Here is a 14,340-nt window from a genome sequence, read left to right on the forward strand (position 1 = left end):
ATCTACCGAGGAGGGGCAAGGGAGTATTCATGAGTATCATCGAAGTGACAGGTAATCCACGCCATGACCAACTCGTTCATCTAATCGCAGAACGCGGTTATATGAATATTGAAGAACTGGCACAACTGCTGGATGTTTCAACGCAAACCGTGCGCCGGGATATCCGAAAACTCAGTGAGCAGGGCTTGATCACCCGTCATCATGGAGGGGCCGGGCGCGTCTCCAGCGTCATGAATACCGCTTTTGAGCAACGGGAACTTTCGCTCACCGCCGAGAAACGGGCGATCGCTGAGGCAGTCGCCGATTACCTTCCCGAACGCTGTACCGTCTTTATCACCATCGGTACAACCGTAGAAGCCGTTGCCAGGGCATTACTCAACCGGCGTGATTTACGCATTATCACTAATAGCCTGCGTGTGGCACAGATTCTTTATAAGAATCAGGATATTGAAGTGATGGTGCCGGGAGGCACTTTACGCGCTCATAACGGTGGGATTATCGGCCCAGGAGCCGTGGATTTTATTGAAGGCTTCCGCGCAGATTATTTAATCACCAGTATAGGTGCCATTGAACATGACGGCACCCTACTGGAATTTGATGTCAATGAAGCGTTAGTCGCGAGAACGATGATTAAACATGCGCGGAATACATTGTTAGTGGCCGATCATACGAAGTTTACCGCGTCTGCTGCCGTTTCAATTGGCAATGCACGGAATGTCAGGGCTTTTTTTACTGATGCCCCGCCTCCCAATTCTTTCTGCCAGTTGTTAAGTGAAGAGAATGTTGAACTGGTGGTTGCCGAGCAAGAAGTATCCTGAAATTGAAACTTCGGTTGATACGGTTTTCGTTGGCCGGATTAAGCACATCCGGCCACTAATTAAGCTTCAGCCGCCAACATCTCTTTCTTACGTTGGCTAATACGCTTAACCAGCATTACGGAAACCACCGCACCACAGAATGCGAAGCAGGCCATAATGCCAAACACGATTTTGTAGCCAATAATCCCCGGATTTAAATCCAGAATGTAGCCATACAGACTGAAGCAGAACATCGCCGGGGCGTAACCAATAAAGCTACCCAACGCCATCGCCGCGCCTGTTTTATTTTCAGCAATTTTTGCTTCGCCGATAGGTGCAAAAAATACGGCTCGCTGTGTGAAGACTATAGCGCCAAAGCCCAGCGTACATGCCATCCCTAAATAGACCGGCATACTTTCGTGCGGCAGCATAATCAACAGTACGAGCGCAGCGGTACTGATGATAAAGGTGTAGCATAGATATTTACTCGGCGATTTCAGGATCTTATCTGAAATCATGCCACCAATCGGTCCTCCAATCATTTTCAGACAGTATTGGTTAATGATGCCGTAAGCCCCCACCAGAGCAACGGGCAATAGATAGATGTTTTTCAGGAATGGAATGAAGAATGTTAGGCCACAGTAAACCGCGTAAACGAAGAAGACGTTGAAAGCGATAAGCCAGATGGTTTTGTCTCTCAGCACCGAGGTCATACTGGTGTTTTGCGATGCTCCGTCTTCTTTTTTCACCTCAACGGACGGTGCCTCTTCTTTGTCATTCAGGACAAAGAAAATGATAATGCCTACGGCAATCACAATAAGGGAATAGAACCAGATGCCTGCTTTAAAACCCAATAAGCCACTGCCAAACCAGGTAAATACTGCCAACGCAGAAAATGCCACCACGGTATCGACAATGCCACGCCCTGTTTCGAAGAAGCCAAACAACCGACCTTGTTGTTCGCTATTGCCCAATCGACTTACCGACTTGAGCAAGACCGGCCAGTTCATCATGTCGCAAGTAACGCCAAATAGCGCCCAGACAAAGAGGATGCCCCAATACCCCGGCATTGTCGTCAAATAAACACCCAGTAATCCTGTCGCAATGAGTGAGAATGACATGGTGTATCTGCGCGGTAGTTTATCGGCAAAATAAATAGACAGAAAAAAGCCCACTGTGGTGACAAATGAGTTTACCGACATAGCATTACCAATTTGACCATTGGTCAAATGGAAATATTCCTGCATCGGGATATAAAACGCATCTTTCAGCGACGGTAATTTATAAATTGTACCGCCACACAGTGTTAATAGGCTAAATAACGCCCATTTCTTTTTCGTGAGCATAACATTCCCTAAGCGATTTTTAAAATCACTGTTTTAAAGGCAATAAGATACCGACCATTCATATGGAATGGTTTTATTAACTGCGTATGAGTTAAAACTTATTAGTTGTTCAGAAGATGGTTTGCCTCTTGTTTGATTTGTTGTAGTACGTTACGCACATGATTTATCTGATTAATTGCATCTTCTTTTTCTTTACGTAACCGCGCATCCAGTAAATGATTTTCTGGCAATGGTGTTTCACTCATCTGGCGATAAGGGATCCACGGATTATCATCTTCGTCTTCAAAGCGGAACGCCGGTGCATAATAATCAACCTCTTCTTCCAGGCCATATGCCGTCACCTGCGGCTCATCATCACCCAGGCAGATAAGGTGCGTTAATAACGCTTTGAAGGGCATATCCCCCTGACCTGAAATACAGGCTTTATGTCCCAGGCCACCCTGTTCTTTAACGATCAAAGCATCTTTGATATGGACCTGAGTAATATGCGGTGCCATCGTTTTTAAAGCGTCGATGGGATGCTCATTTGCATTGATCATGTTCGCAAAATCAAACAGTAAGGAAAGAGACTCCATCTCACTTTCTTTGACCAGCGACACCAGCTCATGACTTTTTAAATCTTCATGCTGCTCGATCGTAAAAGTCAGGCCGCTGTCCTGATACGTTTCTCGTACATAGGCAATGTCGTTAGCGATAATCGATAATACGTCGCGCAAATTACCTTCATAACGCGGATAAAAACGTACGGAGGATGCCCCAGTTTTCAACGCGATGGCGACGGCTTCGTCAATAGATTTTTTATCTGAGGCGCTGGTTTCAATATGAATATCAAGGTTCAGACGGCGGGCTTTATCCCCAAAGGCAGAGAGTTCTTTATCGTCCATATTACCAAGAGAAAAACGCTCTCCATCCAGAACATGGATTTTGACGCCACGTAGATTATTTTCACTTGCGATATCAAGTAAATCAGCAGGCAACACTCTTTCCAGTCGCATATTTAAATGAAAGGCATAAGCATGTAAATAAAGAGGAAGAGTGTCGACACGTTGTAGAATCTTTCTTGCGTTATTTATTGTCACCATAAAACACCTACAGATTAATGATGAGGTCTACGGCCTCAAATCGCCAATATTCAATATCTATCTGGACAATATTGCCCTGCTGGTCGGCGCGATGCTTTTCAATTAAGATCGCTGGCATACCCGCAGAACCGCCAAGATACTTGCTGATATCGCCCGGCATTCTGACGGGTTTGAAAATCAATTTTTTTACTACCGTCTCTTTTTGGTAGCACTTTTCCCAGACTGCAGAAAATGAGTGGTTTTCAAGTTGTTCAATAAAACCCGGGGCAACTTCAGGATTAATATATGTTTCGTGATAGAAAACTTTATGTCCTTCCAGCGCTCCCCAGCCGGTGATGCGATAGAGTTCAGTTGATGGTGTCACTGTAATCAGTGGCACGAGCGTCTCGGGAATATCTCTGGTACGGCTTTTCTCGGTAAACCCCCAGGAAGGCTCCCGCCCTTGCTCAATTGCAGCCCGCTGAAAGCTCGCCGACAGCTCTGGACTGTAATTAAATCGCGGCTGGGTCACGAACCACCCTTTACGATCCTTACGGAAGATTTTGGATTCTGCCTCGAGGTTCAACAACGCCTGGCGCAGCGTCATACGTTTAATGCCCAGCAGTTCTCCCAGCTCTCTTTCTGAAGGGAGTTTTCCACCCGGCGTGGTGATGCCATCTTTCAACCACCGATCCAGTTTCTCTTTTGCATTTTCTACGGTGGATTGATTCTCCGCCATTGTTTAATCCTTTTGGTTTAAACCAGATGAGGCATCTTACGCTTACGCCAAAAAAGAAAGCAATTAACGGCGTATGACTTTGCAGATAATTGTGACAAAGCTCTCTATTGACGTAATCACAGACTTATAAGGGAGATACTCGCATTGGTGTGCGCTCACGACAGGCAAAAAAAAACCTGCCATCGCTGGCAGGTTTTTTTATGACTAAAAAACGAAATTAATCGTCTTTCGGTGCGCGGTTGGCGCGACGACGATCGTTTTCCGTCAGGTGACGTTTACGAATACGGATAGAGGTCGGAGTCACTTCTACCAGTTCGTCATCATCGATGAACTCCAGAGCTTGTTCCAGAGTCATGCGGATAGGCGGAACCAGAACAACGGCTTCGTCAGTACCGGAAGCACGCATGTTGGTCAGTTTCTTACCGGTCAGGCAGTTTACAGTCAGGTCGTTAGAGCGGCTATGAATACCGATAATCTGACCTTCGTAAACTTCTGCACCGTGACCGAGGAACAGCTTACCACGGTCCTGCAGACCGAACAGCGCGAACGCGACCGCTTTACCCTGACCGTTAGAGATCAGTACACCGTTCTGACGCTGACCCACTTCGCCCGGACGTACGTCGTCGTAGTGGCTGAAGGTGGAGTACAGCAGACCAGTACCGGAAGTCATGGTCATGAACTCAGAACGGAAGCCAATCAGACCACGGCTTGGGATCACGTAGTCGAGACGTACGCGGCCTTTACCGTCTGGATTCATGTTTTTCAGGTCGCCTTTACGTTCGCCCAGCGCCTGCATCACAGAACCCTGATGCTGTTCTTCAACGTCCAGCGTCACGTTTTCATACGGCTCTTGTTTACGACCGTCGATTTCACGGAAGATTACTTTCGGACGGGATACCGCCAGTTCGAAACCTTCACGACGCATGTTTTCGATCAGAACAGACAGGTGCAGTTCGCCACGACCAGAAACGCGGAACGCATCGGCGTCTTCGGTTTCTTCTACGCGCAGCGCAACGTTGTGTACCAGTTCTTTGTTCAGACGATCCAGGATCTGACGAGACGTTACGAACTTACCTTCTTTACCGCAGAACGGCGAGGTGTTAACGCAGAAGAACATAGAAACGGTCGGCTCATCAACGGAGAGTGCCGGCAGCGCTTCAACGTTTTGCGTGTCGCAAACGGTGTCAGAAATGTTCAGTTCGCCAAGGCCCGTGATCGCCACGATATCGCCAGCTTCCGCCAGATCGGTTTCGATACGTTCCAGACCGAGGTGGCCCAGCACTTTACCGACTTTCGCGTTGCGGGTTTTGCCTTCGCTATCGATGATAGTAACCTGCTGGTTCGGCTTCACTTTACCGCGCTTGATGCGGCCAATGCCGATAACGCCAACATAGCTGTTGTAATCGAGCTGAGAAATCTGCATCTGGAACGGACCGTCAAGGTCAACGTCCGGCGCAGGAACGTGGTCAACAATCGCCTGGTACAGCGGGGTCATGTCTTCCGCCATATCTTCGTGGTCCAGACCCGCGATACCGTTCAGCGCAGAAGCGTAAACGATCGGGAAGTCCAGCTGCTCGTCGGTCGCGTCGAGGTTAACGAACAGATCGAATACCTGATCCACAACCCAATCAGGACGCGCGCCAGGGCGGTCAACTTTGTTGATAACAACAATCGGCTTCAGGCCGTAAGCAAACGCTTTTTTGGTTACGAAGCGCGTTTGCGGCATCGGGCCGTCAAATGCGTCAACCACCAGCAGCACTGAGTCTACCATGGACATTACACGTTCAACTTCACCACCGAAGTCGGCGTGCCCCGGGGTATCAACGATGTTGATACGGTAATCATTCCATTTGATAGCGGTGTTTTTCGCGAGGATGGTAATCCCACGCTCTTTCTCCAAATCGTTGGAGTCCATCACGCGCTCTTGGGTTTCGGCACGAGAGTCGAACGTACCGGATTGTTGGAGCAGCTTGTCTACCAGGGTGGTTTTACCATGGTCTACGTGCGCGATGATGGCGATATTACGCAATTTTTCGATCACAACTTTGCCTCAGGCATTAGAAATAGCGCGTTATTGTACACGGATTAATCGCACTACAAAACAGGATCACAAACATCCTCCGCAAACAAGTATTGCAGAGTCCCTTTGTGATCGCTTTCACGGAGCATAAAAAGGGTTATCCAAAGGTCATTGCACCAATATGGTGCTTAATGTTCCCATTGAAGCACTATATTGGTGCAACATTCACATCATGGTGCAGCCCTTTTGCACGATGTTAAGCATGATAACGCCTTTTAGGGGCAATTTAAAAGTTGGCACAGATTTCGCTTTATCTTTTTTACGGCGACACGGCCCATTTAATTGCAGATTTCGTTACCACGACGACAATGACCAATCCAGGAGAGTTAAAGTATGTCCGCTGAACACGTACTGACGATGCTGAACGAGCACGAAGTGAAGTTTGTTGATTTGCGCTTCACCGATACCAAAGGTAAAGAACAGCACGTCACTATCCCTGCTCATCAGGTGAATGCCGAATTCTTCGAAGAAGGCAAAATGTTTGACGGCTCCTCGATTGGCGGCTGGAAAGGCATTAACGAATCCGATATGGTGCTGATGCCAGACGCATCCACCGCAGTGATTGACCCGTTCTTCGCCGATTCTACCCTGATTATCCGTTGCGACATCCTTGAACCTGGCACCCTGCAAGGCTATGACCGTGACCCGCGCTCTATTGCGAAGCGCGCTGAAGATTACCTGCGTTCTACTGGCATTGCCGACACCGTACTGTTCGGGCCAGAACCTGAATTCTTCCTGTTCGATGACATCCGTTTCGGATCGTCTATCTCCGGTTCCCACGTTGCTATCGACGATATCGAAGGTGCATGGAACTCCTCCACCCAATATGAAGGTGGTAACAAAGGTCACCGTCCGGCAGTGAAAGGCGGTTACTTCCCGGTTCCGCCGGTAGACTCAGCTCAGGATATTCGTTCTGAAATGTGTCTGGTGATGGAACAGATGGGTCTGGTAGTTGAAGCTCATCACCACGAAGTCGCTACCGCAGGTCAGAACGAAGTGGCTACCCGCTTCAATACCATGACCAAAAAAGCTGACGAAATTCAGATCTACAAATATGTCGTGCACAACGTGGCGCACCGTTTCGGTAAGACCGCGACCTTTATGCCAAAACCGATGTTCGGTGATAACGGTTCCGGTATGCACTGCCACATGTCGCTGTCTAAAAACGGCGTCAACCTGTTTGCTGGCGACAAATACGCAGGTCTGTCTGAACAGGCACTGTACTACATTGGCGGCGTAATCAAACACGCTAAAGCGATTAACGCCCTGGCAAACCCGACCACCAACTCTTACAAGCGTCTGGTCCCGGGCTACGAAGCACCGGTAATGCTGGCTTACTCTGCGCGTAACCGTTCTGCGTCTATCCGTATTCCGGTGGTTTCTTCTCCGAAAGCACGTCGTATCGAAGTACGTTTCCCGGACCCGGCGGCTAACCCGTACCTGTGCTTTGCTGCCCTGCTGATGGCCGGTCTTGATGGCATCAAGAACAAGATCCATCCGGGCGAAGCCATGGACAAAAACCTGTATGACCTGCCGCCAGAAGAAGCGAAAGAGATCCCACAGGTTGCAGGCTCTCTGGAAGAAGCACTGAACGAACTGGATCTGGACCGCGAGTTCCTGAAAGCTGGTGGCGTGTTCACGGATGAAGCGATCGATGCGTACATCGCTCTGCGTCGCGAAGAAGATGACCGCGTGCGTATGACTCCGCATCCGGTAGAGTTTGAGCTGTACTACAGCGTCTAATAGTTGAAGTTGTACTACCCGGCGCAACAACGCCGGGATTTAGTTGCCGTGGAAACTTTCAGCCCATCTCTGCATGGGCTTTTTTCTCCGTCAATTCTCTGATGCTTCGCGCTTTTTATCCGTAAAAAGCTATAATGCACTAAAATGGTGCAACCTGTTCAGGAGACTGCTTTATGGCAACAGGCACGCAGCCCGATGCTGGGCAGATCCTCAACTCGCTGATTAACAGTATTTTGTTAATCGATGACAATCTGGCGATCCATTACGCCAACCCCGCCGCGCAACAACTGCTCGCCCAAAGCTCCCGCAAATTGTTTGGTACGCCGTTACCGGAACTGTTGAGCTACTTCTCATTAAATATCGAGCTGATGCAAGAAAGTCTGGAGGCGGGGCAAGGTTTTACCGATAACGAAGTGACGCTGGTCATCGACGGGCGCTCGCATATCCTTTCTGTGACGGCTCAGCGTATGCCGGACGGCATGATCCTGCTGGAGATGGCACCGATGGATAACCAGCGCCGCTTAAGTCAGGAACAGCTACAGCACGCCCAGCAGGTTGCTGCCCGTGATTTAGTGCGCGGCCTGGCACATGAGATTAAAAATCCGCTTGGCGGTTTACGTGGCGCGGCGCAGCTGCTCAGCAAAGCATTACCTGACCCGTCACTACTCGAATATACCAAAGTGATTATCGAACAGGCGGACCGGCTGCGAAATCTGGTCGACCGTCTGTTGGGGCCGCAGCTGCCCGGTACGCGCATTACCGAAAGTATTCACAAAGTGGCTGAACGCGTGGTGACGCTGGTGTCGATGGAACTGCCGAACAACGTGCGGTTGATTCGGGATTACGACCCCAGCCTGCCGGAACTGGCGCACGACCCGGATCAAATTGAACAGGTCTTGCTGAATATTGTGCGCAATGCGCTACAGGCGCTGGGGCCGGAGGGTGGTGAAATCATTCTACGTACCCGCACAGCGTTTCAACTGACCTTACACGGCGAGCGCTATCGGCTGGCGGCGCGGATTGATGTGGAAGATAACGGGCCGGGCATTCCGCCTCATTTGCAGGATACGCTGTTTTACCCGATGGTCAGCGGCCGCGAAGGTGGCACCGGGCTTGGCTTATCCATCGCCCGTAATTTGATTGATCAGCATTCAGGCAAAATTGAATTTACCAGTTGGCCAGGTCATACCGAGTTCTCGGTTTACCTGCCTATCAGGAAATAAAGGTGACGTTTATGCAACGAGGGATAGTCTGGGTAGTCGATGACGATAGTTCCATCCGTTGGGTGCTTGAACGTGCGCTCGCTGGAGCGGGTTTAACCTGTACGACATTTGAGAACGGCGCGGAAGTACTGGAGGCGCTGGCGAGCAAAACGCCGGATGTGCTGCTTTCAGATATCCGTATGCCGGGAATGGACGGGCTGGCGCTGCTCAAGCAGATTAAACAGCGCCATCCGATGCTTCCGGTCATCATTATGACCGCACATTCCGATCTGGATGCTGCCGTCAGCGCCTATCAACAAGGGGCATTTGATTATCTGCCCAAACCGTTTGATATCGACGAAGCCGTGGCGCTGGTTGAGCGCGCCATCAGTCATTACCAGGAACAGCAGCAGCCGCGTAATGTTCAGCTTAACGGCCCAACGACCGATATCATCGGTGAAGCGCCAGCCATGCAGGACGTGTTCCGGATTATCGGTCGGCTTTCGCGTTCTTCTATTAGCGTGCTGATTAACGGCGAATCCGGCACCGGTAAAGAACTGGTCGCTCATGCCCTGCATCGCCACAGTCCGCGAGCCAAAGCGCCGTTTATCGCGCTCAATATGGCGGCTATCCCGAAGGATTTGATCGAATCCGAACTGTTTGGTCACGAGAAAGGCGCATTTACCGGCGCGAATACCATTCGTCAGGGGCGTTTTGAACAGGCTGATGGCGGTACATTATTTCTCGATGAAATTGGCGATATGCCGCTGGATGTGCAAACGCGTTTGCTGCGCGTGCTGGCAGACGGTCAGTTTTATCGCGTTGGCGGCTATGCGCCGGTGAAAGTAGATGTGCGGATTATCGCTGCCACTCACCAGAATCTTGAACAGCGGGTGCTGGAAGGCAAGTTCCGTGAGGATCTGTTCCACCGCCTGAACGTCATCCGCGTTCATCTGCCGCCACTGCGCGAACGTCGGGAAGATATTCCCCGTCTGGCACGCCATTTTTTACAGGTTGCCGCGCGAGAGCTGGGCGTAGAAGCGAAGTTGCTGCATCCGGAAACCGAAGCCGCGCTGACGCGTCTGGCGTGGCCAGGCAACGTGCGCCAGCTGGAAAACACCTGTCGCTGGCTAACGGTGATGGCCGCCGGGCAGGAAGTGTTGATTCAGGATTTGCCTGGCGAACTGTTTGAATCAAACGTACCGGAAAGCACTTCACACATGCAGCCGGACAGTTGGGCAACGCTGTTAGCACAGTGGGCAGACAGAGCGCTGCGTTCCGGTCATCAAAACCTGCTTTCCGAAGCACAGCCAGAGCTGGAACGGACGTTACTGACCACCGCGCTGCGACATACGCAGGGGCATAAACAGGAAGCGGCGCGGCTACTTGGCTGGGGTCGCAACACCCTGACGCGTAAGTTAAAAGAGCTGGGGATGGAGTGATTCACGGCTTGTGTGTAAAGATTGATTATTGAGCGCAAATTGCTGGTATTTTGCGCTTTACTGTTCCGATAAGTTCAGTATGATCTTGCCCGGAAAACGGGGAGAGTCATTATGCTGGAATCAATAATTAATCTGGTATCGAGTGGCGCAGTTGACAGCCACACACCGCAAACTGCTGTTGCTGCCGTGCTGTGTGCCGCGATGATAGGGCTGTTTAGCTGAAGCTCGTTGTTTACGCCGGATGCGGAGAAAGTCGTAGGCCTGATAAGACGCAACCAGCGTCGCATCAGGCGTTGATTGCCGGATGCGGCGTAAACGCCTTATCCGGCCTACAAAAGCAATAATTTCAACAGATTTTGCAGGCCTGATAAGCGTAGCGCATCAGGCAATCTTGTTCTCAGCACATTGATGGCGCTTTCGTTTTCTACTTTGTAAACGAAGCGCCATTCACAATTTAAATCACCCGAGAGAACTGCTGCATCCGCGCTTTCTGGCGCAGATAGGTATCAAAGCACATGCAAATGTTGCGGATCAGCAAGCGACCTTTCGCCGTCACCTGTATTCCCTTCTCATCCACATCCACCAGCCCATCTTTTGCTAACGGGGCGAGCAACTTGAGATCTTCCGCAAAGTAATCAGCGAAGAGCAAATCCCACTGTTGCTCAATAGGGGAGTAATCCAGACGGAAGTTGCAGATGAGCGACTTAATCACATCGCGGCGAATACAGTCATCACGCGTTAGCGCAATACCACGCCACAGCGCATTGCCTTGTTCATCCACTTGCTGATAGTACTGCTTCAACTCTTTCTGGTTCTGCGCGTAGCAGTCGCCAATCATGCTGATGGCGGAAACGCCCATCCCCAGCAGATCGGTATCGCCCTGAGTGGTGTAGCCCTGGAAGTTACGATGCAGCACGCCTTCACGCTGGGCCACCGCCAGCTCGTCATCCGGACGGGCAAAGTGATCCATACCGATAAACTGATAGCCCGATTGTGTCAGGAAGGCGATGGTTTCCTGCAGGATATCGAGTTTTTGCTGCGGACTCGGCAGGTCAGCATCTTTGATTTTGCGCTGAGCAGCAAAAATGGTCGGCAAATGCGCGTAGTTAAAGACGCTCAGACGATCGGGGTTCAGCTCCGCCACGCGTTTCAGGGTAAAGGCGAAACTCTCCGGCGTCTGTTTCGGCAGGCCGTAAATCAGGTCGATGTTGGTGGAGGTAAAGCCAATCTCACGCGCATGGTTAAGCAGTGCAAAGATGAACTCTTCATCCTGCTCGCGGTTAACCAGACGTTGCACTTCTTTGTTGAAGTCCTGCACGCCCATGCTCAGCCGATTAAAGCCTTCGGCGCGTAAATGATCGAGTACATCCAGTTCGATTTCCCGCGGATCGACTTCGATCGAGATCTCCGCATCGGCATTGAACTGGAAGTTTTCGCGCAGCAGCTTCATCAGACGGCTGATTTGCGCTTTATTCAGATACGTCGGCGTTCCGCCGCCCCAGTGCAATTGGCTGACGTGACGCCCGGCGAACAGCGGTGCACGATGGACGATTTCTTGCTCCAGCGCGTCCAGATACTGATCGGCCTTGTGCTGCTGGCGAGTAACAATCTTATTGCAACCGCAGAAGTAACAAAGCTTATGGCAGAACGGAATATGTACGTAGAGAGATAATGGACGCTCAGGATAGCGCGCCACGGCTTGTAAAAACGCCTGTTCGCCGAAGTCTTCTGAAAACTCCAGCGCGGTCGGGTACGAGGTGTATCGTGGCCCGGAATAGTTATATTTCTGGATCAGGGCCAGATCCCAGTCGATTTGCTGTACAGACATGCTCACTCCTTCCGATGGCGTCTCTGGCGGCTACGGCGTACCGGCGGATGCCCGTTTCGGGTCATCAGCCGGTTGCGCAGCCACTTTTGTCGCCGCGACAACCGCTGTAGTTTAACGAATAACCACACCAGATAACATATAACCGGAAGGGTTATCAGCAGAACGGGAAGGCCCACGGCGGCAATCCGTTAGTTGCCCCGCAGCAGACGCATCATGTCTTCTTGCTTCTCGTCTTCTTCCTCTTCTTCGTCATCGTCATAAGAGAGGCCAAGTTTCTGCATCAACTCATCAATACGATCCAGTTTGGCATCCACCCAGGATTGCTCTTCGGCGCTCAGAGTTTCGCCTGCTTCCAGACGTTCCAGCAGCGCATCCAGACGCTCATCCGTTTCCAGTAACTCCAACTCCGCCTGCGGTGAAAGCATAGGTTTCTCACTCTTCGGTTTGTGCTGTTTGGTGACTTTTTCAGCCACGCCCAATGGAATAGGGGTTTTACTGCCAATACGTGGATCTTTTGGTGCGTTCTGGCCTTTGCTGCCTGACGTGGTGTTACCACCCGCTGCGCGGCTGCCCGGCGCATGACCACGACGTTTTTTCTGACGCTTACGGTCACGAGCTTCCTGATCCAGCTCCTCGCGTGTTTTTCTACGCGCTTTTGCATGACCTTTGCTGCGTGAGTTTGAAGATGATGGTTTCATAATGGTTCGTCTTTTAGCCGTTTTATTCAGTATAGATTTGCGGCGGAATCTAACAGAAAGCAAGCAAAGAAAAAAGGCGACAGATTACTCTGTCGCCTTTTTTCCTGACTCATAACCCTTAACGGGTCTTACAATCCTTGCAGGCCGCCAACACACCCTGTTTTTCCATTAGCCGGAACAATCCGTGTTGATTCCATTTCCATTTAATTACGTCTCCGGACGTTTATCTTCCTGACAATCCTCTGTCTTCGCCTCCTGGCGCTCCTGACCCTCATCCTGAGTCATTGTTCCTGTTAGCGTCCTCGCTCTATGGGTGCTACTTTACGCCTTTGCTTTAAATAAACAATCAACCGCCATCAGTATTTGCACATTTTCAGAGTTTTATATAAAAGCAATTCACTGATTTATATAGCTTATTTGACATGCGTCGCAGAATTTTCTCTGCTATTTCGCATAAAGACTATCGGCAATGTCTCACAAAGCATATGGCTTTTACTTACAACGCTCACGCCGAAAAATCCGCCTTTTATTATGGTTCAGGTATAATCGCCGCAAAGCTTTGACTGATGGAGACGACCGCTTTGACTAATTTGAATTATCAACAGACGCATTTTGTGATGAGTGCGCCTGATATTCGCCACCTACCTTCCGATACCGGAATTGAAGTGGCTTTTGCAGGCCGTTCCAACGCAGGTAAATCCAGCGCGCTGAACACGCTGACTAACCAGAAAAGCCTGGCTCGTACCTCAAAAACCCCAGGGCGCACCCAGCTTATCAACCTGTTTGAAGTGGCTGACGGCAAGCGTCTGGTTGACTTGCCTGGATACGGTTATGCGGAAGTCCCGGAAGAGATGAAGCGCAAATGGCAGCGCGCGCTCGGCGAGTACCTCGAAAAACGTCAGAGCCTGCAAGGTCTGGTGGTGCTAATGGATATTCGCCATCCGCTGAAAGATTTGGATCAGCAGATGATTGAGTGGGCGGTAGACAGCAATATCGCCGTGCTGGTACTGCTGACCAAAGCGGACAAACTGGCAAGCGGCGCACGTAAAGCGCAATTGAATATGGTGCGTGAAGCGGTGCTGGCGTTTAACGGTGATGTGCAGGTTGAAACGTTTTCTTCGCTGAAGAAACAAGGCGTGGACAAGCTGCGGCAGAAACTGGATACCTGGTTTAGCGAGATGCAGCCTGTAGAAGAAACGCAGGACGGCGAATAATTTTCTTACCTTAATGCTTGTGCCGGATGTGGCGTATCCGGCCCGTAAATTCAATAGATTACAATTCTACCGTTGGCCTGATAAACATGGCGTATCAGGCATTACGGATCTTTTCTTTCGCCCAATAAAAAACGCCCCAGTCATTACTGACTGGGGCGGCTAAAATATTCAGCCAAATCCGATTACGTGA

At 50.4% G+C, this 14,340-nt stretch carries 12 protein-coding genes and 1 pseudogene; 6 read left to right on the forward strand and 7 right to left on the reverse strand.

Features of this window, described 5'->3' with window-relative positions; translation table 11 throughout:
- Positions 1–29 precede the first annotated feature (29 nt).
- Positions 30–818 carry a DeoR/GlpR family DNA-binding transcription regulator gene (locus HBM92_RS23545; protein WP_000022287.1) on the forward strand — a complete coding sequence of 263 codons (789 nt, stop codon included), beginning with the start codon at positions 30–32 and terminating at the stop codon, positions 816–818.
- Positions 819–877: 59 nt separating this feature from the next.
- Here HBM92_RS23545 and HBM92_RS23550 read toward each other — a convergent pair whose 3' ends face one another.
- The 4 genes from HBM92_RS23550 to typA all read right to left on the reverse strand — a co-directional run bounded on the left by HBM92_RS23550 (position 878) and on the right by typA (position 5,984).
- Positions 878–2,143 (reverse strand): MFS transporter, encoded by a 1,266-nt coding sequence (locus tag HBM92_RS23550; RefSeq protein WP_000956320.1) that lies wholly within the window; start codon positions 2,141–2,143, stop codon positions 878–880.
- Positions 2,144–2,244: 101 nt separating this feature from the next.
- Positions 2,245–3,225, reverse strand: coding sequence for a sugar phosphate isomerase/epimerase family protein (locus tag HBM92_RS23555; protein WP_000256414.1), 981 nt, complete (start codon positions 3,223–3,225; stop codon positions 2,245–2,247).
- A 7-nt stretch (positions 3,226–3,232) separates the two neighbouring features.
- The gene (locus HBM92_RS23560) at positions 3,233–3,943 is read right to left on the reverse strand and encodes a GntR family transcriptional regulator (protein ID WP_000829801.1); all 711 of its coding nucleotides are present in this window, start codon (positions 3,941–3,943) and stop codon (positions 3,233–3,235) included.
- A 217-nt stretch (positions 3,944–4,160) separates the two neighbouring features.
- Positions 4,161–5,984: a ribosome-dependent GTPase TypA gene (typA, locus tag HBM92_RS23565; RefSeq protein WP_000570668.1), complete on the reverse strand. Its 1,824-nt coding sequence runs from the start codon at positions 5,982–5,984 to the stop codon at positions 4,161–4,163.
- A gap of 372 nt (positions 5,985–6,356) precedes the next feature.
- Here typA and glnA point away from each other — a divergent pair, with 372 nt between their 5' ends.
- The 4 genes from glnA (at position 6,357) to HBM92_RS23585 (ending at position 10,632) form a co-directional block, all read left to right on the forward strand.
- Positions 6,357–7,766, forward strand: a complete 1,410-nt coding sequence (glnA, locus tag HBM92_RS23570) for a glutamate--ammonia ligase (protein ID WP_001271717.1) — start codon at positions 6,357–6,359, stop codon at positions 7,764–7,766.
- Positions 7,767–7,939: 173 nt separating this feature from the next.
- Entirely contained in the window at positions 7,940–8,989 is a 1,050-nt protein-coding gene (glnL, locus tag HBM92_RS23575; RefSeq protein ID WP_000190574.1) for a nitrogen regulation protein NR(II), read from the forward strand.
- An 11-nt stretch (positions 8,990–9,000) separates the two neighbouring features.
- Positions 9,001–10,410: a nitrogen regulation protein NR(I) gene (glnG, locus tag HBM92_RS23580; protein ID WP_001305064.1), complete on the forward strand. Its 1,410-nt coding sequence runs from the start codon at positions 9,001–9,003 to the stop codon at positions 10,408–10,410.
- 111 nt (positions 10,411–10,521) lie between these two features.
- Complete coding sequence (locus tag HBM92_RS23585; RefSeq protein WP_000893994.1) at positions 10,522–10,632, forward strand: YshB family small membrane protein; 111 nt, start codon at positions 10,522–10,524, stop codon at positions 10,630–10,632.
- A 232-nt stretch (positions 10,633–10,864) separates the two neighbouring features.
- Here the strand turns inward: HBM92_RS23585 and hemN are convergent, their stop codons facing one another.
- The 3 genes and pseudogenes from hemN to HBM92_RS25540 form a co-directional block, all read right to left on the reverse strand.
- Positions 10,865–12,238 carry an oxygen-independent coproporphyrinogen III oxidase gene (gene hemN, locus HBM92_RS23590; RefSeq protein ID WP_000116098.1) on the reverse strand — a complete coding sequence of 458 codons (1,374 nt, stop codon included), beginning with the start codon at positions 12,236–12,238 and terminating at the stop codon, positions 10,865–10,867.
- A 188-nt stretch (positions 12,239–12,426) separates the two neighbouring features.
- Complete coding sequence (yihI, locus tag HBM92_RS23595; protein ID WP_001305065.1) at positions 12,427–12,936, reverse strand: Der GTPase-activating protein YihI; 510 nt, start codon at positions 12,934–12,936, stop codon at positions 12,427–12,429.
- 118 nt (positions 12,937–13,054) lie between these two features.
- Positions 13,055–13,221: pseudogene (locus HBM92_RS25540) on the reverse strand (hypothetical protein).
- Positions 13,222–13,517: 296 nt separating this feature from the next.
- Between HBM92_RS25540 and yihA the strand changes: the two are divergent.
- Complete coding sequence (yihA, locus tag HBM92_RS23600) at positions 13,518–14,150, forward strand: ribosome biogenesis GTP-binding protein YihA/YsxC (RefSeq protein WP_000183349.1); 633 nt, start codon at positions 13,518–13,520, stop codon at positions 14,148–14,150.
- Positions 14,151–14,340: the final 190 nt, after the last annotated feature.

It is taken from the genome of Escherichia sp. E.sYA108, from assembly GCF_011754335.1.
Taxonomy (GTDB): domain Bacteria; phylum Pseudomonadota; class Gammaproteobacteria; order Enterobacterales; family Enterobacteriaceae; genus Escherichia; species Escherichia coli.

Bases quoted from the DNA above. Each gene is read 5' to 3' on its own strand.
- HBM92_RS23545 (WP_000022287.1), top strand. From the start codon at position 30: ATGAGTATCATCGAAGTGACAGGTAATCCACGCCATGACCAACTCGTT.
- HBM92_RS23550 (WP_000956320.1), bottom strand. From the start codon at position 2,143: ATGCTCACGAAAAAGAAATGGGCGTTATTTAGCCTATTAACACTGTGT.
- HBM92_RS23555 (WP_000256414.1), bottom strand. From the start codon at position 3,225: ATGGTGACAATAAATAACGCAAGAAAGATTCTACAACGTGTCGACACT.
- HBM92_RS23560 (WP_000829801.1), bottom strand. From the start codon at position 3,943: ATGGCGGAGAATCAATCCACCGTAGAAAATGCAAAAGAGAAACTGGAT.
- glnA (WP_001271717.1), top strand. From the start codon at position 6,357: ATGTCCGCTGAACACGTACTGACGATGCTGAACGAGCACGAAGTGAAG.
- glnL (WP_000190574.1), top strand. From the start codon at position 7,940: ATGGCAACAGGCACGCAGCCCGATGCTGGGCAGATCCTCAACTCGCTG.
- glnG (WP_001305064.1), top strand. From the start codon at position 9,001: ATGCAACGAGGGATAGTCTGGGTAGTCGATGACGATAGTTCCATCCGT.
- HBM92_RS23585 (WP_000893994.1), top strand. From the start codon at position 10,522: ATGCTGGAATCAATAATTAATCTGGTATCGAGTGGCGCAGTTGACAGC.
- hemN (WP_000116098.1), bottom strand. From the start codon at position 12,238: ATGTCTGTACAGCAAATCGACTGGGATCTGGCCCTGATCCAGAAATAT.
- yihI (WP_001305065.1), bottom strand. From the start codon at position 12,936: ATGAAACCATCATCTTCAAACTCACGCAGCAAAGGTCATGCAAAAGCG.